Raw genomic sequence first — 24,540 nt, 5'->3', positions numbered from 1 at the left:
TGGCCTGTCAGAGTGACCAGGAAAAGAGACTATGTTTGCAAAGCGCCACCGTATTACGCTGCTCTTTAACGCCAACAAAGCCTATGACCGACAGGTCGTGGAAGGGGTTGGTGAATATTTACAGGCATCGCAACAGGAATGGGATATCTTCATTGAAGAGGATTTTCGGGCGCGGATTGAGAACATCAGAGAGTGGCTGGGAGACGGCGTCATTGCGGATTATGACGACCCGGAAATTGAAAAACTGCTTACCGATGTCGAGGTCCCGATTGTCGGCGTCGGTGGCTCCTACCATCGCCCTGAAGGCTATCCTCCGGTTCACTATATTGCGACAGATAACGCCGCGCTGGTCGAAAGCGCTTTTCTGCACCTGAAAGAAAAAGGGGTCCAGCGCTTCGCCTTTTACGGGCTGCCCACCTCCAGCGGAAAGCGCTGGGCGGTGGAGCGCGAACACGCGTTTTGTCAGTTGGTCGCAAAAGAGAAATATCGCGGCGTGGTTTATCAGGGGCTGGAGACCGCGCCAGAAAACTGGCAGCACGCACAAAACCGCCTGGCGGACTGGCTGCAAACGCTGCCTCCGCAAACCGGCATTATCGCCGTGACCGACGCCCGCGCTCGCCACGTGCTGCAAGCCTGCGAGCTGTTGCACATTCCGGTGCCGGAAAAGCTGTGCGTCATCGGTATTGATAACGAAGAGCTGACTCGCTACCTGTCACGCGTGGCGCTCTCCTCCGTAGCGCAGGGGACTCGACAGATGGGCTATCAGGCGGCAAAGCTGCTGCATCGTCTGCTGGATAAAGAGCCGCTGCCGCTGCAGCGCCGGCTGGTGCCGCCTATGCGTGTCGTCGAACGCCGCTCAACGGATTATCGCTCGCTCACCGACCCGTCGGTAATTCAGGCGATGCACTACATCCGCAATAACGCCTGTAAAGGCATCAAGGTCGAGCAGGTGCTGGATGCCGTCGGCATCTCCCGATCCAACCTCGAAAAGCGCTTCAAAGAGGAAGTCGGCGACACCATTCACTCCATCATCCATCGCGAGAAGTTAGAAAAGGCCCGCAGCCTGCTGGTGTCCACCACGCTGTCGATTAATGAAATCTCACAGATGTGCGGCTATCCGTCGCTGCAATATTTCTATTCAGTATTTAAGAAAGAGTACGACGTCACGCCGAAGGAGTACCGGGACCGGCACAGTGAAGTGATGATGTAGAGAAGCTGGCAGAAAAGAAAAATGCCCGGGCTTGCGCACCGGGCATTCACTATTACATGTGGGCAGCAATCAGCCGTTGGTTGTCCTGATACATTGCGAAGAGGTAGTTGTTGTAGCTTGACCCTTTGGTCGAGTAGCCCTTCAGCTTATGGATCATGGTATTGGCCGTCACTTCCTGATCCGTTTTACGCAGCTGCGCACGGGATTTACGGAAAGACTTATATGCCGGATGCGTGTTCAGGTTCGTTACGTAAGCCTGCACGGACTCCTCCACAGAATCAAACTGGGAGTAGCCTTTCATCGCACCGCGGCAATTTCCGCCGCCGCATTTCATACCAAACAGATTGTTGTTCATACGCGCCAGTTTGGACGTACCCCAACCGCTTTCCGCCGCTGCCATGGTCGCCACCATACTGTTAGGAATGATGTCGACGCGTTCCATCAGCGTGTTCCATGGAATATGGCGAGTATTGCCAGACCATTTCACCTTATAGCGTGCGGTGATGTCCTTCAGGCGCGTGCGCTCTGTCGGCGACCAGCGCGAATCGTATTGCTTAGTGACAAGCCAGTTACGATCGGCGGTAATCACCTGATTCTGTTTAGTAATATAAGGCATTACTGTCCGGAGAAACGCTTTTTTCCTTGGGGTTCCGGAAGGGTATTTTCGCAAATCAGGAAGTGAACTACTCTTTACACTATTGCGAGAATACTCTTGTTTACTGCTTACCTTAACTTGACTACTTTTCTTTACTTGTGAGGCTTTATGACTCGTTGTTGCTGTGTGGGTTGTTGCCAACACACTACCTGAAAATATGCAGGTAAGTAACATGAGTATCGCAGCCCCATATCGTCGCATGGGAATCGATATCATTAGGTCTCCTGGTCGGATTTAATCATTCCAACACCTTGTTTTACGCAAAAAAACGTTAATTGAGTCGCGAATAGTATCAAAAATACCCAGTAAGAGCACTAACAGAAATAGTCCAATTCCTAAAAGCTGTCATCTGAAATCGGTTTCTGTGCCGTAACCAGGGCGCGAAAATGCTATCTCCGTCTCATTTTTTGCCTATTTTTTGACCTTAGTCACTCACCCCTTTTTGTCATCCCTGCAAAAGTGCAGGTGGGATGAGTTCATTGCCCGGCTTGCCGGGCAAACTGAACAAAAAACCGCTCACAGGACTCCAGAATGAAACTCGCTGCGCTTGCGTCGCTCTTGTTGCCTGGGATGGCCTTCGCCGCCTGGACTACCGCTGATTTTCCCTCCTTCACCGAAGAAGGCACCGGCAGATTTATCAGTCAAAACGAGGTGGCGAAGGGTACACGTCCGCTGCAAATTAATTTTGACCAACAGTGCTGGCAGCCCGTCGGCGCCATAAAACTCAACCAGATGCTGTCAATGGAACCCTGCCACGGTACTCCCGCGCAGTGGCGGGTTTTTCGCGAAGGTCGCTACACGCTTGAAGTCGATACTCGCTCCGGTACGCCAACGCTGATGCTTTCTCTGGAGGAAAAAGAGGCCGCAACGGCTTCCGCGCCGCAGCTGCGTCAGTGTCCTGCATGGAACGGAAAACCGCTGACGCTGGACGTCAGCAAAACCTTCGCCGAGGGCAGTAAAGTCCGTGATTTCTACAGCGGCAATATTGCCACGGTCAGCGCCGGGAAAATTACCCTACAGCCGGCACCCAACAGCAATGGTTTACTGCTGCTTGAGCGTGCGGACACCACCGCCGATGCGCCTTTCAACTGGCATAATGCGACCGTCTACTTCGTTCTGACCGATCGTTTTGTCAACGGCAACCCGGCCAACGACAACAGCTATGGACGCCACAAAGACGGCATGCAGGAAATCGGTACCTTCCACGGCGGCGACCTGCAAGGCCTGACCAGCAAGCTCGATTACCTGAAAGAATTAGGCGTTAATGCGCTGTGGATTAGCTCGCCGCTGGAGCAAATACACGGCTGGGTCGGCGGCGGAACCAAGGGCGACTTCCCCCATTACGCCTACCACGGCTACTACGCCCAGGACTGGACAAAACTGGATGCCAATATGGGCACCGAGGCCGATTTACGTCGCCTGGTCGATGAGGCGCACAAACGCGGTATTCGCATCCTCTTCGATGTGGTGATGAACCACACCGGCTATGCGACGCTCGCCGACATGCAGGAGTTCAAATTCGGCTCGCTGTATCTGCAAGGCGACGAGCTGAAAAAGACGCTCGGGGAACGCTGGACCGACTGGAAGCCCGGCCCGGGCCAGACCTGGCACAGCTTCAACGATTACATCAACTTCAGCGATAAAGCCGGCTGGGAAAAATGGTGGGGGAAAAAGTGGATTCGTACCGATATTGGCGACTACGACAACCCGGGCTTTGACGATCTGACCATGTCCCTGGCCTTCCTGCCGGATCTGAAAACAGAATCGACCACGCCATCCGGGCTGCCGAATTTCTACCAACAAAAGCCGGACACCGCAGCCAAAACCATTCCCGGCTTCACGCCGCGTGATTATTTAACCCACTGGCTCAGTCAGTGGGTACGTGATTACGGCATCGATGGTTTCCGCGTCGATACCGCCAAACACGTTGAACAGGCAGCCTGGCAACAGTTAAAAACCCAGGCCACCGCGGCGCTGGCGGAATGGAAAAAGGCCAACCCGGATAAAGCGCTGGATAACGCGCCTTTCTGGATGACCGGTGAAGCCTGGGGCCACGGGGTGATGCAGAGCGATTACTACCATCACGGCTTTGATGCGATGATTAACTTCGACTATCAGGATCAGGCGGCGAAAGCGTCAGGCTGCCTCGCCAATATTGACCTGACCTGGCAGCAGATGGCAGATAAACTACAAACGTTTAACGTCCTGAGCTATCTCTCATCCCACGATACGCGTCTGTTCCGTGAAGGTGGCAGCACGGCGGCAGAACTGCTGCTGCTCGCGCCAGGTGCGGTACAGCTCTTCTACGGTGATGAGTCCGCACGGCCGTTCGGCCCTACCGGCTCAGACCCGCTACAGGGAACCCGTTCGGATATGAACTGGCAGGACGTCGAGGGTAAGGCCGCGCTCAGCGTCACCCACTGGCAGAAACTCGGCCAGTTCCGCGCCCGCCATCCGGCGATTGGGATGGGTAAACAGACCACGCTCTCCCTGCCGCAGGGCTATGGCTTCGTCCGTGAAAACGCCGATGACAAAGTCATGGTGGTGTGGGCAGGCCAACGTTAATTTCTCTTCTGCTGGCTCCCCGTGATCTGCGGGGAGCCTTTTCAGCATAAAACACCAACATAAGACGACAAACTAGCATAAAAAAGAAATATTCGACTTCCCTGCCGATTTGCACCGCGTCGAGGCTGGCGTTATGGTTATCCACTTTCCAGGAAGACCGATAGACTATCCGCGATGACATTTTCACTTTTCGGCGACAAATTCACCCGTCATTCAGGCATCACCCGCTTGATGGAAGACCTTAATGACGGCCTGCGCACTCCGGGCGCAATCATGCTGGGCGGCGGTAACCCCGCACAAATCCCGGAAATGAACGAATACTTCCAGAACCTGCTGTCGGACATGCTCGCCAACGGCAAAGCCCTTGATGCGCTTTGTAATTACGACGGCCCTCAGGGGAAAAGCGAGCTTCTGACCGTACTGGCGCAGATGCTGCGAGAAGCGCTGGGCTGGGAGATCGAACCACAGAATATTGCGCTAACAAATGGCAGTCAGAGTGCGTTTTTCTACTTATTTAATCTCTTTGCCGGGCGCCGTGCGGATGGCACCACCCGCAAAGTCCTGTTTCCACTGACGCCGGAATATATCGGCTACGCTGACTCGGGCCTCGAAGAGGATCTGTTTGTGGCGACACGCCCGAATATCGAGCTACTGCCAGAAGGCCAGTTTAAATACCACGTCGATTTCGAGCATCTGCAGGTCACCGAAGAGACGGGGATGATTTGCGTTTCTCGCCCGACCAACCCGACCGGTAACGTGATTACCGACGAAGAGCTGATCAAGCTGGATGCGCTGGCCCATCAACACGGCGTGCCGCTGGTGATTGATAACGCGTATGGCGTGCCTTTCCCGGGGATTATTTTCAGTGACGCCAGGCCGCTGTGGAACCCGAATATTGTGCTGTGCATGAGCCTGTCCAAGCTGGGCCTGCCGGGCAGCCGCTGCGGGATTATCGTGGCCAATGAGAAAATCATTACCGCCATCAGCAACATGAACGGGATTATCAGCCTTGCGCCGGGTGGAATGGGGCCAGCGATGATGTGCGAAATGATTAAACGCAATGACCTGCTGCGTCTGTCGGAAACGGTCATCAAGCCGTTTTACTACCAGCGCGTACAGGAAACCATCGCCATTATTCGCCGCTATCTTCCGCAAGAACGCTGCCTGATTCATAAACCGGAAGGGGCCATTTTCCTCTGGCTGTGGTTTAAAGACCTGCCAATCTCCACGGAGCTGCTGTATCAGCGGCTGAAAAAACGCGGCGTCCTGATGGTGCCGGGCGACTATTTCTTCCCGGGGCTGGATAAACCCTGGCCGCACACGCACCAGTGCATGCGCATGAACTACGTACCGGACCCGCAAAAAATCGAAGCGGGAGTGAAAATCCTCGCCGAAGAGGTTGAGCGGGCCTGGAGCGAAGAACACGCATAGAGCGCTTGCCCTGACGCCATCACCCGGGCTGTGGAGCCCGGATAAGGCGCAGAGCGCGCCGCTATCCGGGATCTCACACATCGACTACATTGCCAGCGCCATTCGCCGACGCCTTTGCGCGCTTAATGCCTCCAGCTCCACACCTTCCATGCAGCGTAAAGCCTCGGTCGGGCACGCGGCAATACATGCCGGCCCCTCTTCGCGATGGCTGCATAGATCGCATTTCAGCGCCTGTACGCCCTCTTCGGTCAGCATGACGGTTATCGCGCCATACGGGCAGGCCACCATGCAGCTTTTACAGCCGATACAGCGACGTTGATCAACGCGCCAGACGGCATTCTCCCGTTGAATCGCCTCTACCGGGCACACGTTCGCACAGGGCGCATCTTCACACTGGCGGCACAGCGTAGCCGTCGACAGTTCGTCGCTTTTCACCACCCGGATACGTGGCGCAAACTGCGTTGCAGAAACCGTTGAACAGCTTTGGCCATACTGATGCGCAACCACACAGGCCACTTCACAGGTCCGGCAGCCAATGCATTTTTGTGCATCCGCGATGATAAAACGGTTCATCCACTGCTCCATTGAGGATAAAAAAGCAGCGTGCCAGAAAAAACCTTCACCGCGCCTTGATCCTGAATGGAATCAGCCGTTTTTTTAGCGATTACCAGGAAAATCTGGTCATTTGCCTTAGTTTTCGCGCACCGAAAAACCGAGCTCACGGGAAATGGCTTCCGCCGTATCGCGCAGCGGTTTCAGTAAGTTCTTTTCTCCGACCTGCTTAAGACGCGACGTCGATAACGAGATGGAAATAGCGTAAGGAACTCGCCGATGGATATCGAAAACGGGTACAGCCAGGCAGGAAACGCCTAACTCGTTCTCTTCACGGTCCATCGCCATATTCCGTTCGCGGATCTGCGCCAGCTCATCATGCATCGCAGGCAGTCCCGTGATGGTATTGCGGGTCAGTGGCTGAATAATATCCTGATGTGTATTCCAGTAGCTTTCGACATAGTCAGGATGGCCAAAGGCCATGTAAATCTTGCCCATTGCCGAGCAGTACAGCGGCATGTGCTGACCGATATAAGCACGGGTGCGCAGCATTCCCGTCGTCGGTTCCAGCTTATAAATCAAAATCGCATGGTCATCTTCACGGCTCGAAAAGTTGACCGTCTCACCGGTCGCCAGATTGAGCGCCTCAAGGTGCGGTGCTGCAACGTGGATGATATTGAGCGATGACAGCGCTTTTTGCCCCACCGCGATAAATTTAGTCGTCAGACGGTAACTGCCCGCAGCCGGGGCTGGCGTCACATAGCCGCAGGATTGCAGCCCTTGCAATAAGCGGTGGACCGTACTTTTGTTCAGACCCGCCAGCTCAGACAGATGCGCCAACGGACAACCATTCGGATAGTTACTGAGGATTTCAATCAGCATCAACCCCCGGAACAGGCTCTGGCTTCCCGCAGGCCTTTCTTTGTCTTGCGTCATTTCGCTCTCTTTTGTGTCCATCGCGTCAGCTCCCCTTTTCGACCCGCACTGATGGTAGCGCAAAGTGTGTTTCACTTCACGATCTGAACAGAAATTTTGTAATTATCTGATTTTATTGAATTTCAAAAACAACCTCATCGATTGCTTTGTGAAATCATGATCGATATATTTGAAATCAGATTTCGCATAGTGAAATTTATAGCGTGTAAAACGTTCTTTCCCACACGACGGGAGGTCACCTTAAATGGCAGAAGCAGCAGTGTTGTCTCCGTTGTTATCCATGCGCCACATTATCAAGCGCTTTGGTGGAAATGTGGCGGTCAATAACGTCAGTCTGGATATTTATCCGGGACAGGTTGTGGCACTGCTGGGAGAAAACGGTGCCGGTAAATCGACGCTGATTAAGGTGCTGGCGGGCGTCTATTCCCGCGATGGTGGAGAGATCCTGTTTCGCGGTCAGCCGGTGGATTCCGCCGCCGCGTTACGTCAGGGTAACGAACAGCCTATCGCCTTTATTCATCAGGATTTAGGCCTGGTAGAGTGGATGACCGTCGCCGAAAACATGGCGCTGGTGATGGGTTTCCCCCGTCGCTTCGGCCTGATTGACTGGGCGGCCACCAAACGCCAGGCGCAAAAAGCGCTGGAAGATATCGGCATTCAACTCGACCCGGATGACCGCGTGTTTGACCTTTCCCGCACCGAAAAATCCCTGCTGGCGATTGCCCGCGCGGTGGCAGTTGACGCCTCGGTGCTGGTGCTCGATGAACCGACAGCCTCACTGCCTGCCGACGATGTCCGCCACCTGTTCCGCGTGATGAACATCCTGCGCGAGAAGCAGGTAGGCATGATTTATATCACCCACCGCCTGGATGAGGTGATGGAGATGGCGGATACCGTTTGCGCGATGCGCGACGGCTGTTACGCCGGGGGCGGCGATATCGCTCGCTATAGCCTGCGTGGTCTGGTCGAACTGATTGTGGGCGAAAGCCTCGGCGGCGATCGGCGTCAGGCCTTACCCGATGCCAGCGCGCCGGTGCTGTTGAAAATGGACAACGTCAAAGTGGGTGATACCGGGCCAGTCTCCTTTGAGCTGCGTGCCGGTGAGATGGTGGCACTCGCCGGTCTGCGGGGCGCCGGTCAGGAAGAGATTGGACGTTTACTGTTTGCCTGCAGGCCGCAGGAGAGTGGACAAATCATGTTAAGTGGCGTGCCGCTTACGGCGACAACACCAGGGGAAGCGATGTCCGCAGGCATCTCTTTTGTCGCCGGCGACCGTCTTCATGAAAGCCTGATTCCAGGCATGATGGTGCGTGAAAACCTGTTTATGAACCCTTGTAAACACGGTCATGCGCTGTTTTCCCGCTATAACGAAAAAAGCGAAGCGCCGCTGAGCTGGGAGAAAATCCGCCAGTTCGACGTGCGCCCTGCGCAGATAAATATTGAAATCAGTGCGCTGTCGGGCGGCAACCAGCAAAAAGTAGTCATGGCACGCTGGCTCTCGCTCAATGCCCCGCTGCTCATCCTGGAAGATCCTTCTGCAGGCGTTGACGTAGGCGCACGCGCAGAAATTTACGATTTACTCAATCAGGCGCTGCAAAACGGCGTTGCCATTCTGGTCATCTCCAACGATCTGGAAGAGGTAGCGCACATCTGCAACCGGGCATTGGTGTTTAACCGCGGGCAGATCGTCGGCGAACTTCTCAACCAGGATGTCACCTTTGCCAGATTGCTTGAGCTGGCATCAGGCAGCGGCACCATACATTAAGTCGGAGTGCGTTATGGCTAAAACATCAATGAAATCGACGGCCCTGGAATCACGCGTATCACTTCATGAACACGGAGCGGCCACCTGGCTTGGACAATTGACCACGCGTTACGGTTTACCCGCGATCTGCGTGGTGTTGGTTATCGTTTTTTCACTGACAACGCCTTCGTTTGCTTCCCTGTTGACGCTGCAGGCTATTCTCGATAGCAAATCGAAAATTGCCCTGCTGGCGCTGGCAGCAACCATCCCGATGATTGTTGGCAAAATCGACCTGAACGTCGGCTTCGGCATCGTGCTCTGGCACATCCTCGCCATTACTTTGCAGGTTGAATATGGTTTCTCCTGGCCCGTCGCTGTGGCGATCGTGCTGGTGCTCTCTGCACTCTACGGTTTGCTGAACGGTATTCTGGTGGCGCTGGCGGATATCGACAGCTTTGTTGCGACCCTGGGTTCTGGCACGGTGCTGTACGCCATCGCGCTCTGGCACTCAGGCGGTCGGCAGATCGTCGGGGACTTACCTGACGCCTTTATCGCCCTGCATCACTCCGACCTGTTCGGCATTCCGGTGGTGGCCTTCTACGTCCTTTTTGCCGCCGTGGTGCTGTGGATCATCACCGAACATACCCCGATTGGTCGCTGCATGTATGCGGTGGGCGGCAACCCCGTCGCCGCAGCGCTCAACGGCATTTCCGTTAATCGTTACATCATCGGGGCATTTATGACTTCCAGCACCTTAACCGGCTTTACCGGGGTGATCATCGCCGCCGAGCAGGGCGTGGGCCAGGCCAGCGTCGGAATGGATTATCTGCTCCCGGCTCTGGTGGGCGCCTTCCTTGGCAGCACCACCATTCGTCCTGGCCGGGTGAACGTCTGGGGCACGGTGGTCGGTATTGCGGTTCTGGCGATTGGTATTGCGGGTATCCAGCAGTTCGGCGGCGCGTTTTGGGTCGAACCACTGTTTAACGGCGCGACGCTGCTGCTGTCGATTACCCTGGCAGGCTACGCCCAACGCCGTCGGGCATTAAATAAAAAACTGGTGCAGCGGGCACAATCGCCAGCATCAGGCTCCTCCGTTACCCAATGAGTCTCACGTAAGGAACTGAAAATGAATAAAAAAATAGTTCAATGCTGTCTGGCTGCCGGGTTGATGATGGCAAGTGGTTTCAGCCTCGCCGACGATGCCTTTGTTCAGCAAGCGAAAACGGCGATTGCCAAAGCGACCGCACCAGTCACCACATGGGACGGCCCAACCCAAGGTCCGGCGCTGCAGCCGAATAAGAAGATCATTTTCATCGCCTCAGACATGAAAAACGGCGGCGTGCTGGGCGTTAAAGAGGGACTGGAGGAAGCGGTGAAAGCCGCAGGCTGGCAGTTGGATGTACTGGATGGTGCAGGTTCGGTGAAAGATCAACTGGCGGCGCTAAACCAGGCGATCGCTCGTAAACCGGACGGTATCGTCATTGGCGGCTGGAACCCGAACGTCGCCAAAATTCCGCTGAAAAAGGCCGTGAAAGAGGGCATCGTGCTGACTGCATGGCACGCGGTTCCCGCGCCTGGCCCTGTTCCGGCTTACAACATTTTCTACAACGTGACCTCCGACTCGAATGAAGTCTCGCGCATGGCGGCGCTGTATGCGGTGGCGAAATCCAACGGCACCGCCAAGGTGCTGATTTTCACCGACTCGCTGTACCAAATCGCGCTGGATAAAGCCAACGCGATGAAGAAGGTGATTGAGCAGTGCAGCGGTTGCCAGGTGGTGGAGTTTATTGATACCCCGCTGGCCGATACCTCCAACCGCATGCCGGGCATGACCTACAGCCTGATCCAAAAATATGGCGATAAATTCGAATACTCGCTGGCGATTAACGACCTGTACTTCGACTTTATGGCCCCAGCCCTACAAACCGCGGGCAAAGGCAGCGGAGATAAACCACCGTACAACATCTCCGCTGGCGACGGTTCCGTCACCGCCTACCAGCGCGTGCGTGAAGGCAAAGCGCAGATCGCAACCGTACCAGAGCCGTTGAAACTGCACGGCTGGCAGCTGCTGGATGAATTTAACCGCGCCTTCGCGGGCAAAGCGCCATCTGGTTATGTCACCCCGGCGCATCTGGTAACCAAAGAGAACATCGCCGCCGACGGCGGCCAGAACAATGAATTCGACCCGGACAACCATTATCGCGATCGCTACAAAGCCATCTGGGGCGTGAAGTGAAATGTTAGCCGTCACGGGAAGTATTGAACGCCTGTGCTCACCGGCGATCTGGGCGGAAGGTCCGGTGTGGCTGGCAGACCAGCAGTGCCTGATTTTCAGCGATGTGAAAGGCAACAGAATGTTCCGTTGGGATGCGCAAAATGGCGTCAGCGTGTTTCGTGCCGAATCCCACTTTGCCAACGGCAACGCGCGGGACTTACAAGGGCGTTTGTTGACTTGCGAGCACGGTCGGCGCGGGATCAGCCGTACCGACGCCGCAGGCAATCACACCCTGCTGGTGGATAAAGTCGATGGGCTGCGTTTTAACTCCCCCAACGATATCGCGGTGCGCCAGGACGGGTCGATTTGGTTTACCGATCCGCCCTACGGCATCGTCGGTGACGAAGAGGGCTATCGCGCCGCAAGTCAGGTCATTGGCTGCTACGTCTATCGCTTTGATGAAGCGCGTCACCAGGTCGCTATTGCCATCAGCGATACCCAGCGCCCCAACGGGCTGGCCTTTTCGCCAGATGATAAATGGCTATACGTGGCAGATATGTCGGTTATTGATTTTCCGAGCCAGGGTCGCCGGGAAATTCGTGCTTACCGCCTTGAAGGCGATAACGCGCTATTTTCCCACGTTGTAACCCAGGTCAAACCGGGTATTCCGGACGGATTCTGCGTCGACCAGGACGGGAATATTTACTGCAGCTGCGAAACGGGGATTTTGATTTTCTCCGCCGCAGGCGAATTACTGGACACCATTGCGGTCCCCGAGCGCGTCTCTAACTGCACCTTTGGTGGTCCCGACGGGAATGCGCTTTTTATTACGGCGACGACATCGCTGTATCGGGTGACCTTCACCCCATCCCGCCTTCAGGGATAAACCAAAGTCACACCGACACGCACCGGTCCTGCCGGCGTATTTTTGCAACCGGACACTATTTAGTGGAATAGCATTCCACTATGTGAAACATAAGATGTAATGGAGAAAACGTATGTTATTGAGTTTTTCTGACCTTAAAAATGAGTTTACCCGTGTCCTGCTGGCACGCGGCGTGGCGGCTGAAACTGCCGATGCCTGTGCAGAAATGTTCGCTCGCACCACCGAGTCAGGGGTCTATTCACACGGCGTAAACCGTTTCCCGCGCTTTATTCAGCAGCTGGAAAACGGCGATATCATCCCGGAGGCCCTGCCAAAATGTACCGCTTCATTGGGGGCAATTGAGCAGTGGGATGCCCAGCGTTCAATCGGTAACCTGACGGCGAAAAAAATGATGGATCGGGCTATTGAACTGGCTTCTGACCACGGTATTGGTCTGGTTGCGGTGCGCAACGCCAACCACTGGATGCGCGGCGGCAGCTACGGCTGGCAGGCGGCGGAAAAAGGCTACATCGGTATCTGCTGGACCAACTCCATTGCCGTGATGCCGCCGTGGGGCGCCAAAGAGTGCCGCATCGGGACGAACCCACTGATCGTCGCTATTCCGTCGACGCCGATCACCATGGTGGACATGTCGATGTCGATGTTCTCCTACGGCATGCTGGAAGTGAACCGTCTGGCAGGCCGCCAGCTGCCGGTTGACGGCGGCTTCGATGACGAAGGAAACCTGACCAAAGACCCGGCACCCATCGAGAAAAACCGCCGTATTCTGCCGATGGGCTACTGGAAAGGTTCAGGCCTCTCCATTGTGCTGGACATGATCGCCACCCTGCTCTCCGATGGCGCTTCCGTTGCTGCAGTAACTGAAGACAACAGTGACGAATTCAACATTTCGCAAGTCTTTATCGCTATCGAAGTGGACAAGCTGATCGACGGTGCCACCCGCGACGCCAAGCTGCAACGCATCATGGATTACATCACCAGCGCCGAACGTGCCGACGAACACGTGCCGGTCCGTCTGCCCGGTCATGAGTTTTCCCGTCTGCTGGAAGAGAACCGCCGCAACGGTATCACCGTTGATGACAGCGTGTGGGCAAAAATCAAAGCGCTGTAAGGAATATCATCATGATTTATGGACATATTTCTCAACCCAACGCCTGTCGATATCCGGCAGCGATTGAAAAAGCACTGGATTTTTTGCGCACCACGGACTTCAGCAAACTGGAGACCGGGGTGGTCGAAATCGAGGGGCGTACGATATTCGCGCAGATCCTCGATCTGACCACCCGTCCGCACGATGAATTGCGCCCGGAAGTACACCGCCGCTACCTGGATATCCAGTTTTTATATTCCGGTGAAGAGCAAATCGGTGTCGCTATCGATACCGGCAATAATGTTGTCAGTGAAGAATTACTTGAGCAGCGGGATATTATTTTCTATCACCACAGCGAAAATGAATCGTTAATAGAAATGAGACCGGGGAACTACGCCATATTTTTCCCGCAGGATGTTCACCGACCAGCTTGTAATAAACACCAGGCAACGGCGATCAGGAAAATAGTGGTTAAAGTTGCTATTTCCGCTTTAGATTAATCCGTAATTTATTTGTCGCACAGCGATAAATAAAAGGAGTGAAAAATGGAAAGAAATGACGCCGGTTATATCATCGGCGCATACCCTTGTGCGCCCTCATTTCACCAAAAGAGCGAACAAGAAGAGACGGAATTCTGGCGCTTACTTGCGGACACGCCCCACATCCGCGGGCTGGAGCAGCCATGCCATGAGAATTTTCACCCCTATGGCGATGAGTGGTTGCTCCAGCATACGCCGCAGGAGTGGCAGATGGTGGTGACTGCCATCCCGGAAACCATGCGTCGCCGTGGCGGTGGCAACACGGCTTTCGGCCTGGCCTCCAGCGATGAAGAACAGCGCCTGGCATGCGTCGAATTCCATCGTCATTTATACAACAAAATCAATGCACTAAACAAACGTTTTGCCGGCAAGGTCATCTCCCTGGAACTGCAGGCAGCACCGCTTGCAGGCAATGCGAACGTAGAGCAGGCAACCGATGCTTTCGCCCGCTCAATCAAAGAGATTGCGGCCTGGGACTGGTCATGCTCACTCGTACTGGAACATTGTGATGCCATGAACCAGCCGGCGCCACGCAAAGGCTTTTTGCCGCTGGAAAACGTGCTGGAGGTCCTGGCAGGTTACCGCATTGATATCTGTATCAACTGGGCGCGGTCGGCGATTGAAGGGCGTAACGCCGACCTGCCGCTGACGCACGCTCAAGCGGTACATGCCGCAGGAAAACTGGGGGCGCTGATGTTCTCTGGCACCGCGACTGAAGGGCCGTATGGCGAATGGACTGACCTGCACACACCGTTCGCCCCGCTCTGCCCGCACAGCCTGTTAACGGCGGCGCACGCCAAAGAATTATTTAATGTGGCTGATTCAGCAAAATTACAGTTTGCCGGTATTAAGTTACTGGAAATTGATGAGAATGCTGATGCGAATCATCGCATAGCCATATTACGCGATGGCATTAACGCGTTAAACATAGCCCAACAATAAATATAAAGCGTCAATTTAATCGCAACGTCAGTTACTTTAAACACGAGATTAATATGAACACTTCCTCTTACGCTACAACCGCGGATATTCCGCGCCAACGCTGGTTAAGAATTATTCCCCCTATTCTTATCGCGTGTATTATTTCCTATATGGACCGGGTCAACATTGCCTTTGCTATGCCCGGAGGGATGGATGCCGAACTCGGTATTTCCGCCACCATGGCAGGGCTTGCGGGCGGGATTTTCTTTATCGGCTATCTGTTTTTACAGGTGCCGGGCGGAAAAATCGCGGTCCACGGCAGCGGCAAGAAGTTTATTGGTTGGTCGCTGGTCGCCTGGGCGGTCATTTCGGTCCTGACCGGGTTAATCACCAACCAATATCAGCTGCTGGTCCTGCGCTTCTTACTGGGCGTCGCCGAAGGGGGCATGCTGCCGGTGGTGCTGACGATGATCAGCAACTGGTTCCCGGATGCTGAACGTGGCCGCGCCAACGCGATTGTGATTATGTTTGTCCCGATTGCCGGCATTATCACCGCCCCGCTCTCCGGATGGATCATTACCATCCTCGACTGGCGCTGGCTGTTCATTATTGAAGGCATGCTCTCGGTGGTAGTGTTAGCCCTGTGGGCCTATACCGTCTACGACCGCCCGCAGGAAGCCCGGTGGATTTCTGAAGCTGAAAAGCGCTACCTGGTCGATACCCTCGCCGCCGAACAACGCGCCATCGCCGGAACCACCGTCAAAAACGCCTCTCTCAGCGCCGTACTTTCTGACAGAACCATGTGGCAGCTGATCGCGCTTAATTTCTTCTATCAGACGGGCATTTATGGCTACACCCTGTGGCTACCAACCATTCTCAAGGAATTAACTCACAGCAGCATGAGTCAGGTTGGGATGCTCGCCATTCTGCCATACGTTGGTGCTATTGCCGGGATGTTCCTGTTCTCTTCTCTTTCTGACCGCACCGGAAAACGCAAATTGTTTGTCTGCCTGCCGCTGGTTGGCTTCGCCCTGTGCATGTTCCTGTCGGTAGCGCTGAAAAACAATATCTGGCTGGCCTATACCGCACTGGTTGGCTGCGGCTTCTTTTTGCAATCGGCTGCTGGCGTGTTCTGGACCATTCCTGCCCGTCTGTTCAGTGCCGAAATGGCCGGTGGCGCGCGTGGCGTCATCAACGCCCTCGGCAACCTCGGTGGATTCTGCGGCCCTTACGCGGTGGGTGTGCTGATCACGCTCTACAGCAAAGACGCTGGCGTGTATTGCCTGGCAATCTCCCTTGCGTTAGCCGCACTCATGGCCCTGCTGCTGCCGGCGAAATGCGATGCCGGTACCGTGCCGGTAAAGACAATGAACCCGCGTAAACACGCAGCATAACTCCAGCCGGGAGAAATAAGTCTCCCGGAAAACAGAGAGGCAAAGATGAGTGAAAAAGAGACCTTCTGGCTGGGTATCGATTGTGGCGGTACTTATCTTAAAGCGGGTTTGTATGATGCCAATGGCCACGAATGCGGCATTCATCGGCAAGCACTGCAAACAATATCGCGGCAGCCAGGTTATGCCGAACGCGACATGAACCAGCTCTGGCAACAGTGTGCAGAGACCCTTGCCGGTCTATTACAACAAACGGGTATATCCGGCGCACAAATCAGAGGCGTTGGGATTTCCGCTCAGGGAAAAGGCCTGTTTCTTCTGGACCAGCGAGACCGACCATTAGGAAACGCCATACTTTCATCCGATCGCCGGGCGCTGGACATCATCCAGCGTTGGCAACAGGACGGTATTCCGGAGCAACTATATCCGCTCACCCGGCAAACACTCTGGACCGGACATCCGGCCTCTTTGCTGCGTTGGATAAAAGAACATGATCCCCAGCGCTATGCGCAAATCGGCTGCGTAATGATGGGGCATGACTATCTGCGCTGGTGCTTAACCGGGGTGAAAGGCTGCGAAGAGAGCAACATCTCCGAGTCCAATCTCTACAACATGACCACGGGTCAGTACGACCCGTGTCTGACACAGTGGCTGGGCATCAGTGAAATCGATAATGCGCTTCCGCCCATCGTCGGTTCAGCCGAAATATGCGGGGAGATCACCGCTCAGGCAGCCGCCATAACCGGTCTGGCGGCGGGCACCCCCGTCGTCGGCGGCCTGTTTGATGTGGTTTCCACCGCCTTGTGTTCCGGTATTGAAGATGAATACACGCTCAATGCCGTCATGGGGACCTGGGCCGTCACCAGCGGGATTGCACACGGTCTGCACGAACATGAGGCCCATCCTTATGTTTATGGTCGCTATGTCAATGACGGGCAGTACATCGTTCACGAAGCCAGCCCGACCTCTTCAGGCAACCTTGAATGGTTTACCGCACAGTGGGGCGACCTCTCTTTTGATGAGATCAACCGGGCGGTCGCCAGCCTGCCGAAAGCCGGTAGCGACCTCTTTTTTCTGCCCTTTCTCTACGGCAGTAACGCCGGACTGGAGATGACCTGCGGTTTTTACGGCATGCAGGCGCTGCACACCCGTGCCCACCTGCTGCAGGCCGTCTATGAAGGTGTAGTCTTCAGCCACATGACCCACCTCAACCGTGTGCGTGAACGCTTTACTCGCGTTCATACCCTGCGGGTCACCGGCGGCCCGGCACACTCCGATGTCTGGATGCAGATGCTGGCGGACGTCAGCGGACTGCGCATTGAACTGCCTCAGGTAGAAGAAACCGGCTGCTTTGGCGCAGCACTCGCGGCTCGTGTTGGCACCGGCGTCTATCGCAGCTTCGGTGAAGCCCGGCGAGACCTACAACATCCAATGCGCACGCTGTTGCCCGATATGGCCGCTCACGCGCGCTACCAGCACAAATACCACCGTTACCAACAACTGATTACAGCATTGCAGGGCTACCACGCCCGCGTTAAGGAGCACGCATTATGAGCCGACCACTACTGCAACTCGCGCTCGACCACACCAGTCTTCAGGCGGCACAGCGCGATGTTGCCCTGTTACAGGACCATGTCGATATCGTTGAAGCTGGCACCATCCTGTGTCTGACCGAGGGCCTTAGCGCGGTGAAAGCTCTGCGCGCCCAGTGCCCGGAAAAAATCATCGTCGCCGACTGGAAGGTCGCCGATGCCGGGGAAACCCTGGCGCAGCAGGCCTTTTCAGCCGGCGCGAACTGGATGACCATCATCTGCGCCGCACCGCTCGCCACGGTCGAAAAAGGCCACGCCGTTGCGCAGGCCTGCGGCGGCGAAATTCAGATGGAGCTGTTCGGCAACTGGACGCTGGACGACGCCCGCGCCTGGTATCGTACCGGTGTTCATCAGGCAATTTATCATCGCGGACGCGATGCGCAGGCCAGCGGGCAACAGTGGGGAGCGGCGGACCTGGCGCGGATGAAAGCGCTGTCGGATATTGGCCTTGAGCTATCGATAACCGGCGGCATTACGCCCGCCGATTTGCCGCTGTTCCACGATGTCAACGTCAAAGCGTTTATTGCCGGGCGAGCGCTGGCAGGGGCCTCTCATCCGGCACAGGTCGCCAGCGAATTCCGCGAACAAATCAATGCCATCTGGGGATAAAAGCATGCGTAATCATCCATTAGGTATCTATGAAAAAGCGCTGGCAAAAGATCTCAGCTGGCCGGAACGGCTGGTGCTGGCAAAAAGCTGTGGTTTTGATTTTGTCGAAATGTCGGTAGATGAGACCGATGAACGCCTGTCACGCCTCGACTGGAGCCCCGCTCAGCGCACCTCGCTGGTAGCCGCGATGCTGGAAACCGGCGTCGCTATCCCGTCAATGTGTCTCTCCGCCCACCGTCGCTTTCCCTTTGGCAGTCGCGATGAGAAGACGCGTGAACGCGCGCGCGAAATCATGACCAAAGCCATTCGTCTGGCCCGCGATCTCGGTATTCGTACCATTCAGCTGGCAGGTTACGACGTCTATTACGAAGAGCACGACGAAGGGACTCAGCAGCGCTTTGCTGAAGGGCTGGCATGGGCGGTAGAGCAAGCCGCCGCGGCTCAGGTGATGCTGGCGGTGGAGATCATGGACACCGCTTTTATGAACTCGATCAGCAAATGGAAGAAGTGGGACGAGATGCTTTCGTCGCCATGGTTCACCGTCTATCCGGACGTCGGGAACCTCAGCGCCTGGGGGAACGACGTGACCGCCGAGCTGAAGCTGGGCATCGACCGTATTGCCGCAATCCATCTGAAAGACACGTTCCCGGTGACTGGCGATAGCCCCGGCCAGTTCCGCGACGTACCGTTTGGCGAAGGGTGCGTCGATTTTGTCGGCATTTTTAAGACGCTGCATGAACTGAACTATCGCGGATCGTTTCTGGTTGAAATGTGGACGGAGAAAGCCAACGAACCGGTGCTGGAGATAATCCAGGCTCGCCGTTGGATAGAAGCGCGGATGCAGGAAGGAGGTTTTACATGTTAGAACAGCTCAAAGCCGAGGTGCTGGCGGCAAACCTGGCGCTCCCGGCACACGGTTTAGTCACCTTTACCTGGGGCAACGTCAGCGCAGTTGATGAAACGCGCAAGCTAATGGTCATCAAGCCTTCCGGGGTCGAATATGAGGTGATGACCGCCGATGATATGGTGGTGGTGGAAATCGCCAGCGGCCACATCGTTGAGGGCAACAAAAAACCCTCGTCCGATACGCCAACCCATCTGGCGCTCTATCGGCGTTATCCAGAGATCGGTGGGATTGTGCATACCCACTCCCGCCATGCGACGATCTGGTCCCAGGCCGGGCTCGATCTCCCCGCCTGGGGTACCACGCACGCCGACTATTTCTATGGTGCTATCCCCTGCACCCGCCTGATGACCGTTGAGGAAATTAACGGTGAGTATGAGTATCAAACCGGTGAGGTGATTATTAAAACCTTTGAAGCGCGCAGCCTGGATCCGGCGCAAATTCCGGCGGTATTCGTCCATTCGCACGGTCCGTTTGCCTGGGGTAAAAACGCCGCCGACGCCGTACATAATGCCGTCGTGCTTGAGGAGTGTGCCTACATGGGACTGTTCTCACGCCAGCTGGCCCCGCAATTGCCGGATATGCAATCTGAACTGCTCGACAAACACTATCTGCGTAAACACGGTGCGAATGCCTATTACGGGCAAAACTGACGCCAGACCCCGGTAGGCCCGGTCAGTGCCGCGCTACCGGGGAATCGGGGTTTCAAATATCACCCCGGAGGCGGCGCATGCCGCGTCTGTCCGGGCTACCAACTGAAGTCAGGCTCCGTAGCCCGGTCAGCGCAGCGCCACCAGGGAATAGCTAAGGTGAGTCATCCGGCACAATACGAGCACAGCAGCGAAACCCTACGCCGAATTAATGTGCTCCTTGCAATAACGGCGCTTCCACGCCGCCGGCGTCAGGCTGGTGTGTTTGCGAAAAATCTTGCGAAAATAGCCGACATCGTTAAAGCCGCATTTCATTGCCACCTCGGTCAGCGATAACGAATCGCTGATTAGCAGCTTCTCCGCCGCTCTCACCCGCTGACGATGCAATGCTTCCGTGAGCGTCAGCCGAAAAGCATGACGATAAACGCGCCCCAGATAGTCCGCATTACAATGCAACTCTTTCGCTAACGTTGAGGCCGAAACCGGCAGATGAAAGCGGGTATGAATGATTTGCTGTGCTTTCCACGCCAGCGCATTGCCGGGGCTATCCGCCGGTTGCTCGCCTGCGGCTGCCGAAATTTGCTGTAAAATGAGCAACAGAATCAATTCCAGTGCCGCACTACGATGAATATTTTCCTGTTCTCGCAAGAATTGCCTGAACAGCGAAATAATATACTGCGGCTCACTAACCCGAGCATGTTGTGGGATAGATAGCAGTGCTTTAGGGAGTAAACTCCCCTCATCCGGTATCACCTCAAAGTGTAGCCAGTAGAATTTTAAATCCGCCGGGAATTGGCCAACACCAATATGCGACCGCTGTGGCCAAAGCAGCAAACTTTCTCCGGCATTCACGCTGAACATTTGATTATCTTCACGAATCGTTAATGTTCCTTTTTCCACAAAAATGATTTCCCAGGAACAAAGCTGCCGTGCCGGGTGGCTACCAATTCCACGAGAAATAAATAACCCGCCATTTTGTACTTTAATCGGAAGAGACATGGATAATTCAAGCATAGATATTCATTTTCTCGCTTTTTTCATCATCTATAATTCAATTTGCATTTGATTATTAACGATAAAAAGCCATCATGCCGGATCGAAATCACACTTTCACGATGAAGTCGGAATCGTCACCTTTTTATACTTTTTCCTTCCCTTGTTGGTGCCGGAATTTCGTGCAGAATAAATACCGTACTTTGCAAATTACACAATAAAAACCTGCAATCCAGCGGGATATTTTCCGAACATCATCTCCAGGAGTTATTTATGACTTCGGCTCCGATTACGACTAGCGATTTGGCACAGAGTGCCCAAAACGACAAATTATCCCTCCGTGAAAAAATAGGTTACGGACTGGGTGACGCGGGCGGGACGGTAATTACCTGCCTGATTATGAACTTTCTTACGTTTTTCTATACCGATGTCTTTGGGCTGACGCCTGCGCTAGTCGGAACCCTGTTCCTGGCCCTGCGCGTTTTTGATGCCATTTCTGACCCAATCATGGGCGTACTGGCAGACCGAACCCAAAGTCGCTGGGGGCGTTTCCGCCCCTGGCAGCTGTGGATTGCCGTACCTATCGGCATCATTGGCGTACTCACCTTTACCGTGCCAGACGCCAGCATGGGGGTAAAAATTGCCTGGGCATTCGGTACCTACCTGCTGCTGTCCATCAGCTATACCGCAATCAATGTGCCGTACTGCGCGCTCATCAACACCATGACTACCCGCCATAGCGAAGTCATCTCATGCCAGGCATGGCGTTTTGTATTATGCGGCGTGGCAGGATTTTTAGTTTCGGTAGGACTGCCATGGCTGGTGAAGGCTCTGGGCCAGGGCAACACCGCGCAGGGCTATCAATATGGCGTTGGCGTACTCTGTGCTGTTGCGGTGGTGATGTTCCTGTGCTGTTTCTTCTGGGTGCGCGAACGTGTTTCGCTGGATGTGATGGGGAAATTTACCCTACGCGAACATATTGCCGGACTGCGTAGAAACGATCAGCTGCTGCTGATGCTGGTGATGTCATTCTTGCTGATCAACGTCTTTAATATCCGTGGCGGCGGTTACATGTATTTCATCACCTACGTCCTCGGCGGCTCTACTGGCTATACCTCCCTGTTTTTCACTATGGTGACCTTCGCCTCTATTTTCGGCGCCGTCATTATCAACATGCTGTCACGTCGTTTTGATACCGTCACACTCTACTACTACACCAACCTGGTGTTAGCGGCGATTGCCGTTGCGATGTGGTTTTTACCCACCGGTCCGGCCCATCAGACCCTGTGGCTGGTGGTTATCCTCTGCAATGGAATTATTCTCGGCTTCACTCTGCCGCTGCACTTCTCGCTGATGGCCTTCTCCGACGACTACGGCGAATGGAAGACCGGCGTGCGCTCTTCCGGCATGAACTTCGCCTTTAATCTGTTCTTCATCAAGCTGGCATGGGCTTCCAGCGCCGGCATTATCAGCATCATTTTTATTTATGTGGCTTATCAGCCGGGTGCGGGCAACCAAACGGCATCGTCGCTGGCGGGTATCACGTCCATGGAAACCCTGCTGCCCGCCCTTTTTCATCTGCTGCTGGCCTTCGCTATCCGTGCCTGCAAGCTCAATAATCCGATGATGGCGCGCATTGCCACCGACCTGCGCACGCGCCACGTTCAGTCTTAAGGAGTCCGTCATGTCTGTTATGGAAGTCGATCTGCACAAATTGAAAGTCACCGACCCTTTCCTTGGCCAGTACCAGCAGCTGGTGCGTGATGTGGTTATCCCCTACCAGTGGGATGCGCTTAATGACCGCATTGAGGAGGCCGATCCGAGCCATGCGATAGAAAACTTCCGCATTGCCGCCGGACGCCAGGAAGGCGAGTTTTACGGTATGGTCTTTCAGGACAGCGACGTCGCAAAATGGCTGGAAGCTGTCGCCTGGTCGCTGTGCCAGAAGCCGGACGCCGAGCTGGAGAAGACCGCTGATGAGGTGATTGAGCTGGTTGCTGCGGCCCAGTGCGAAGATGGCTATCTGAATACCTACTTTACGGTCAAAGCACCGACGGAACGCTGGACGAACCTTGCCGAGTGTCACGAGCTGTACTGCGCTGGCCATATGATTGAAGCCGGCGTCGCCTTCTTCCAGGCCACTGGCAAACGCCGCCTGCTGGAAGTGGTCTGTCGCCTGGCGGACCATATCGACAGCGTGTTTGGCCCCGGTGAACATCAGCTGCACGGCTACCCTGGACACCCGGAGATCGAGCTGGCATTAATGCGCCTGTATGACGTCACTCAGGAACCACGCTACCTGGCATTGACGAATTACTTCGTCGAAGAGCGCGGAACGCAGCCACATTTTTACGACATTGAATACGAAAAACGCGGCAAAACATCCTACTGGAATACCTACGGCCCGGCATGGATGGTGATGGATAAACCCTACAGTCAGGCACACCTGCCGATTGCCGAGCAGCCTGTCGCCATCGGCCATGCGGTGCGCTTTGTCTACCTGATGACCGGCGTCGCCCATCTGGCCCGCCTGAGTCAGGATGAAAGTAAACGCCAGGACTGTCTGCGCCTGTGGAACAATATGGCCAGGCGTCAGTTGTATATCACCGGCGGTATAGGCTCGCAAAGCAGCGGCGAAGCCTTCAGCAGCGACTATGACCTGCCGAATGATACGGTTTATGCTGAAAGCTGTGCCTCCATCGGGCTGATGATGTTTGCCCGCCGGATGCTGGAAATGGAAGCCGACAGCCAGTATGCCGACGTCATGGAGCGCGCGTTGTATAACACCGTACTGGGCGGAATGGCGCTGGATGGTAAGCACTTCTTCTACGTCAACCCGCTGGAAGTGCATCCTACCTCATTGAAATTCAATCATATTTACGACCACGTGAAGCCCGTTCGTCAGCGCTGGTTCGGCTGCGCCTGCTGCCCACCAAACATTGCCCGCGTGCTCACTTCGCTAGGGCACTATATCTATACGCCGCATGAAGAGGCGCTCTACATCAACCTGTATGTCGGCAACAGCGCGGAGATCCCGGTTGGCGACCAAACGTTGCGGTTGCGAATCAGCGGCAACTACCCGTGGCAGGAGCAGGTGAAAATAGCCATCGACTCGTCTGCGCCGGTTAATCATACCCTGGCGCTACGCCTGCCAGACTGGTGCGATGAACCACAGGTGACGCTGAACGGCGCTCCGGTTTCACAGGATGTGCGCAAAGGTTATTTGCACATCAGCCATCGTTGGCAGGAAGGCGATATTCTCCTGTTAACGCTGCCGATGCCGGTACGTCGTGTTTATGGTAATCCGCTGGTGCGCCATCAGGCCGGCCAGGTCGCCGTGCAGCGAGGTCCGCTGGTTTATTGTCTGGAACAGGCCGACAACGGTGAGCAGCTGCATAACCTGCAGCTGCCGCGCCATGCCAGGTTCAATGCTTTTGAAGGGAAAGGCATTTTTGCCCATAAAATGATTCTTCAGGCACCGGGCTACAAGCAAACGGCGGAGAACGCCGAAAACCAGGCGCTGTGGAATTACGATCGTACTTCGGCTACGCGTCAGCCGCAGACCTTAACCTTTATCCCGTGGTTTAGCTGGGCGAATCGCGGTGAAGGAGAAATGCGCATCTGGGTAAAAGAAACGGACCAATAAGCGCAGGAGGC

21 protein-coding genes are annotated in these 24,540 nt (G+C 55.1%); 17 read left to right on the top strand and 4 right to left on the bottom strand.

Annotated elements, in window-relative coordinates; translation table 11 throughout:
* The first annotated feature begins 31 nt into the window (after positions 1-31).
* Positions 32-1,210: a D-xylose utilization transcriptional activator XylR gene (gene xylR / locus ACMYSK_RS20340; protein ID WP_434638177.1), complete on the top strand. Its 1,179-nt coding sequence runs from the start codon at positions 32-34 to the stop codon at positions 1,208-1,210.
* 52 nt (positions 1,211-1,262) lie between these two features.
* Here xylR and ACMYSK_RS20335 read toward each other — a convergent pair whose 3' ends face one another.
* Positions 1,263-2,081, bottom strand: coding sequence for a protein bax (locus ACMYSK_RS20335; RefSeq protein ID WP_434638175.1), 819 nt, complete (start codon positions 2,079-2,081; stop codon positions 1,263-1,265).
* Positions 2,082-2,396: 315 nt separating this feature from the next.
* Between ACMYSK_RS20335 and ACMYSK_RS20330 the strand changes: the two genes are divergently transcribed.
* Positions 2,397-4,430 (top strand): alpha-amylase, encoded by a 2,034-nt coding sequence (locus ACMYSK_RS20330; protein WP_434638173.1) that lies wholly within the window; start codon positions 2,397-2,399, stop codon positions 4,428-4,430.
* Between the two features lie 174 nt (positions 4,431-4,604).
* On the top strand, positions 4,605-5,861 hold the full coding sequence (avtA, locus tag ACMYSK_RS20325; protein ID WP_434638171.1) for a valine--pyruvate transaminase: 1,257 nt from the start codon (positions 4,605-4,607) through the stop codon (positions 5,859-5,861).
* A gap of 84 nt (positions 5,862-5,945) precedes the next feature.
* On the opposite strand, the gene ACMYSK_RS20320 is transcribed toward avtA, so the two are convergent.
* On the bottom strand, positions 5,946-6,434 hold the full coding sequence (locus ACMYSK_RS20320) for a 4Fe-4S binding protein (RefSeq protein ID WP_434638169.1): 489 nt from the start codon (positions 6,432-6,434) through the stop codon (positions 5,946-5,948).
* Positions 6,435-6,551: 117 nt separating this feature from the next.
* On the bottom strand, positions 6,552-7,370 hold the full coding sequence (gene yiaJ / locus ACMYSK_RS20315) for an IclR family transcriptional regulator YiaJ (protein ID WP_434638167.1): 819 nt from the start codon (positions 7,368-7,370) through the stop codon (positions 6,552-6,554).
* A 223-nt stretch (positions 7,371-7,593) separates the two neighbouring features.
* Here yiaJ and ACMYSK_RS20310 point away from each other — a divergent pair, with 223 nt between their 5' ends.
* The 12 genes from ACMYSK_RS20310 to araD all read left to right on the top strand — a co-directional run bounded on the left by ACMYSK_RS20310 (position 7,594) and on the right by araD (position 19,893).
* A complete protein-coding gene (locus ACMYSK_RS20310) occupies positions 7,594-9,114 on the top strand; it encodes a sugar ABC transporter ATP-binding protein (RefSeq protein WP_434638165.1) in 1,521 nt (506 codons plus the stop codon).
* A 13-nt stretch (positions 9,115-9,127) separates the two neighbouring features.
* Positions 9,128-10,198, top strand: coding sequence for an ABC transporter permease (locus ACMYSK_RS20305; RefSeq protein ID WP_044023579.1), 1,071 nt, complete (start codon positions 9,128-9,130; stop codon positions 10,196-10,198).
* A gap of 63 nt (positions 10,199-10,261) precedes the next feature.
* Positions 10,262-11,329, top strand: a complete 1,068-nt coding sequence (locus ACMYSK_RS20300; protein ID WP_048756834.1) for an ABC transporter substrate-binding protein — start codon at positions 10,262-10,264, stop codon at positions 11,327-11,329.
* 1 nt (position 11,330) lies between these two features.
* Complete coding sequence (locus tag ACMYSK_RS20295) at positions 11,331-12,194, top strand: SMP-30/gluconolactonase/LRE family protein (RefSeq protein ID WP_004868844.1); 864 nt, start codon at positions 11,331-11,333, stop codon at positions 12,192-12,194.
* Between the two features lie 112 nt (positions 12,195-12,306).
* Positions 12,307-13,305 carry a 3-dehydro-L-gulonate 2-dehydrogenase gene (gene yiaK / locus ACMYSK_RS20290; protein ID WP_434638162.1) on the top strand — a complete coding sequence of 333 codons (999 nt, stop codon included), beginning with the start codon at positions 12,307-12,309 and terminating at the stop codon, positions 13,303-13,305.
* 11 nt (positions 13,306-13,316) lie between these two features.
* Entirely contained in the window at positions 13,317-13,784 is a 468-nt protein-coding gene (locus ACMYSK_RS20285) for a YhcH/YjgK/YiaL family protein (RefSeq protein WP_434638160.1), read from the top strand.
* 45 nt (positions 13,785-13,829) lie between these two features.
* Positions 13,830-14,765: a DUF4862 family protein gene (locus tag ACMYSK_RS20280; RefSeq protein ID WP_434638158.1), complete on the top strand. Its 936-nt coding sequence runs from the start codon at positions 13,830-13,832 to the stop codon at positions 14,763-14,765.
* Positions 14,766-14,818: 53 nt separating this feature from the next.
* A complete protein-coding gene (locus ACMYSK_RS20275) occupies positions 14,819-16,138 on the top strand; it encodes an MFS transporter (RefSeq protein WP_434638156.1) in 1,320 nt (439 codons plus the stop codon).
* 45 nt (positions 16,139-16,183) lie between these two features.
* On the top strand, positions 16,184-17,689 hold the full coding sequence (locus ACMYSK_RS20270; protein ID WP_434638154.1) for an FGGY-family carbohydrate kinase: 1,506 nt from the start codon (positions 16,184-16,186) through the stop codon (positions 17,687-17,689).
* Positions 17,686-18,336 carry a 3-keto-L-gulonate-6-phosphate decarboxylase UlaD gene (ulaD, locus tag ACMYSK_RS20265; RefSeq protein WP_434638152.1) on the top strand — a complete coding sequence of 217 codons (651 nt, stop codon included), beginning with the start codon at positions 17,686-17,688 and terminating at the stop codon, positions 18,334-18,336. Before ACMYSK_RS20270 ends, ulaD begins: the two co-directional genes overlap by 4 nt.
* A 4-nt stretch (positions 18,337-18,340) precedes the next feature.
* Entirely contained in the window at positions 18,341-19,201 is an 861-nt protein-coding gene (locus ACMYSK_RS20260; protein WP_434638150.1) for an L-ribulose-5-phosphate 3-epimerase, read from the top strand.
* Positions 19,195-19,893: an L-ribulose-5-phosphate 4-epimerase gene (gene araD, locus ACMYSK_RS20255; RefSeq protein ID WP_434638148.1), complete on the top strand. Its 699-nt coding sequence runs from the start codon at positions 19,195-19,197 to the stop codon at positions 19,891-19,893. The genes ACMYSK_RS20260 and araD overlap by 7 nt, the downstream gene beginning before the upstream one ends.
* 195 nt (positions 19,894-20,088) lie before the next feature.
* Here araD and ACMYSK_RS20250 read toward each other — a convergent pair whose 3' ends face one another.
* Complete coding sequence (locus ACMYSK_RS20250) at positions 20,089-20,904, bottom strand: helix-turn-helix domain-containing protein (RefSeq protein ID WP_434638146.1); 816 nt, start codon at positions 20,902-20,904, stop codon at positions 20,089-20,091.
* 252 nt (positions 20,905-21,156) lie between these two features.
* On the opposite strand from ACMYSK_RS20250, the gene ACMYSK_RS20245 reads away from it, so the two are divergent.
* Both ACMYSK_RS20245 and ACMYSK_RS20240 read left to right on the top strand, forming a co-directional pair.
* Positions 21,157-22,557 carry an MFS transporter gene (locus tag ACMYSK_RS20245; RefSeq protein WP_434638144.1) on the top strand — a complete coding sequence of 467 codons (1,401 nt, stop codon included), beginning with the start codon at positions 21,157-21,159 and terminating at the stop codon, positions 22,555-22,557.
* 10 nt (positions 22,558-22,567) lie between these two features.
* The gene (locus tag ACMYSK_RS20240) at positions 22,568-24,529 is read left to right on the top strand and encodes a glycoside hydrolase family 127 protein (RefSeq protein WP_434638142.1); all 1,962 of its coding nucleotides are present in this window, start codon (positions 22,568-22,570) and stop codon (positions 24,527-24,529) included.
* Positions 24,530-24,540 lie beyond the last annotated feature (11 nt).

It is taken from the genome of Klebsiella sp. I138, assembly GCF_051131765.1.
In the GTDB taxonomy this organism is placed as follows: Bacteria; Pseudomonadota; Gammaproteobacteria; order Enterobacterales; family Enterobacteriaceae; genus Klebsiella.
Note: the sequence above shows the minus strand (reverse complement) of the source record. Positions and strands in the feature narration are given on the sequence as shown.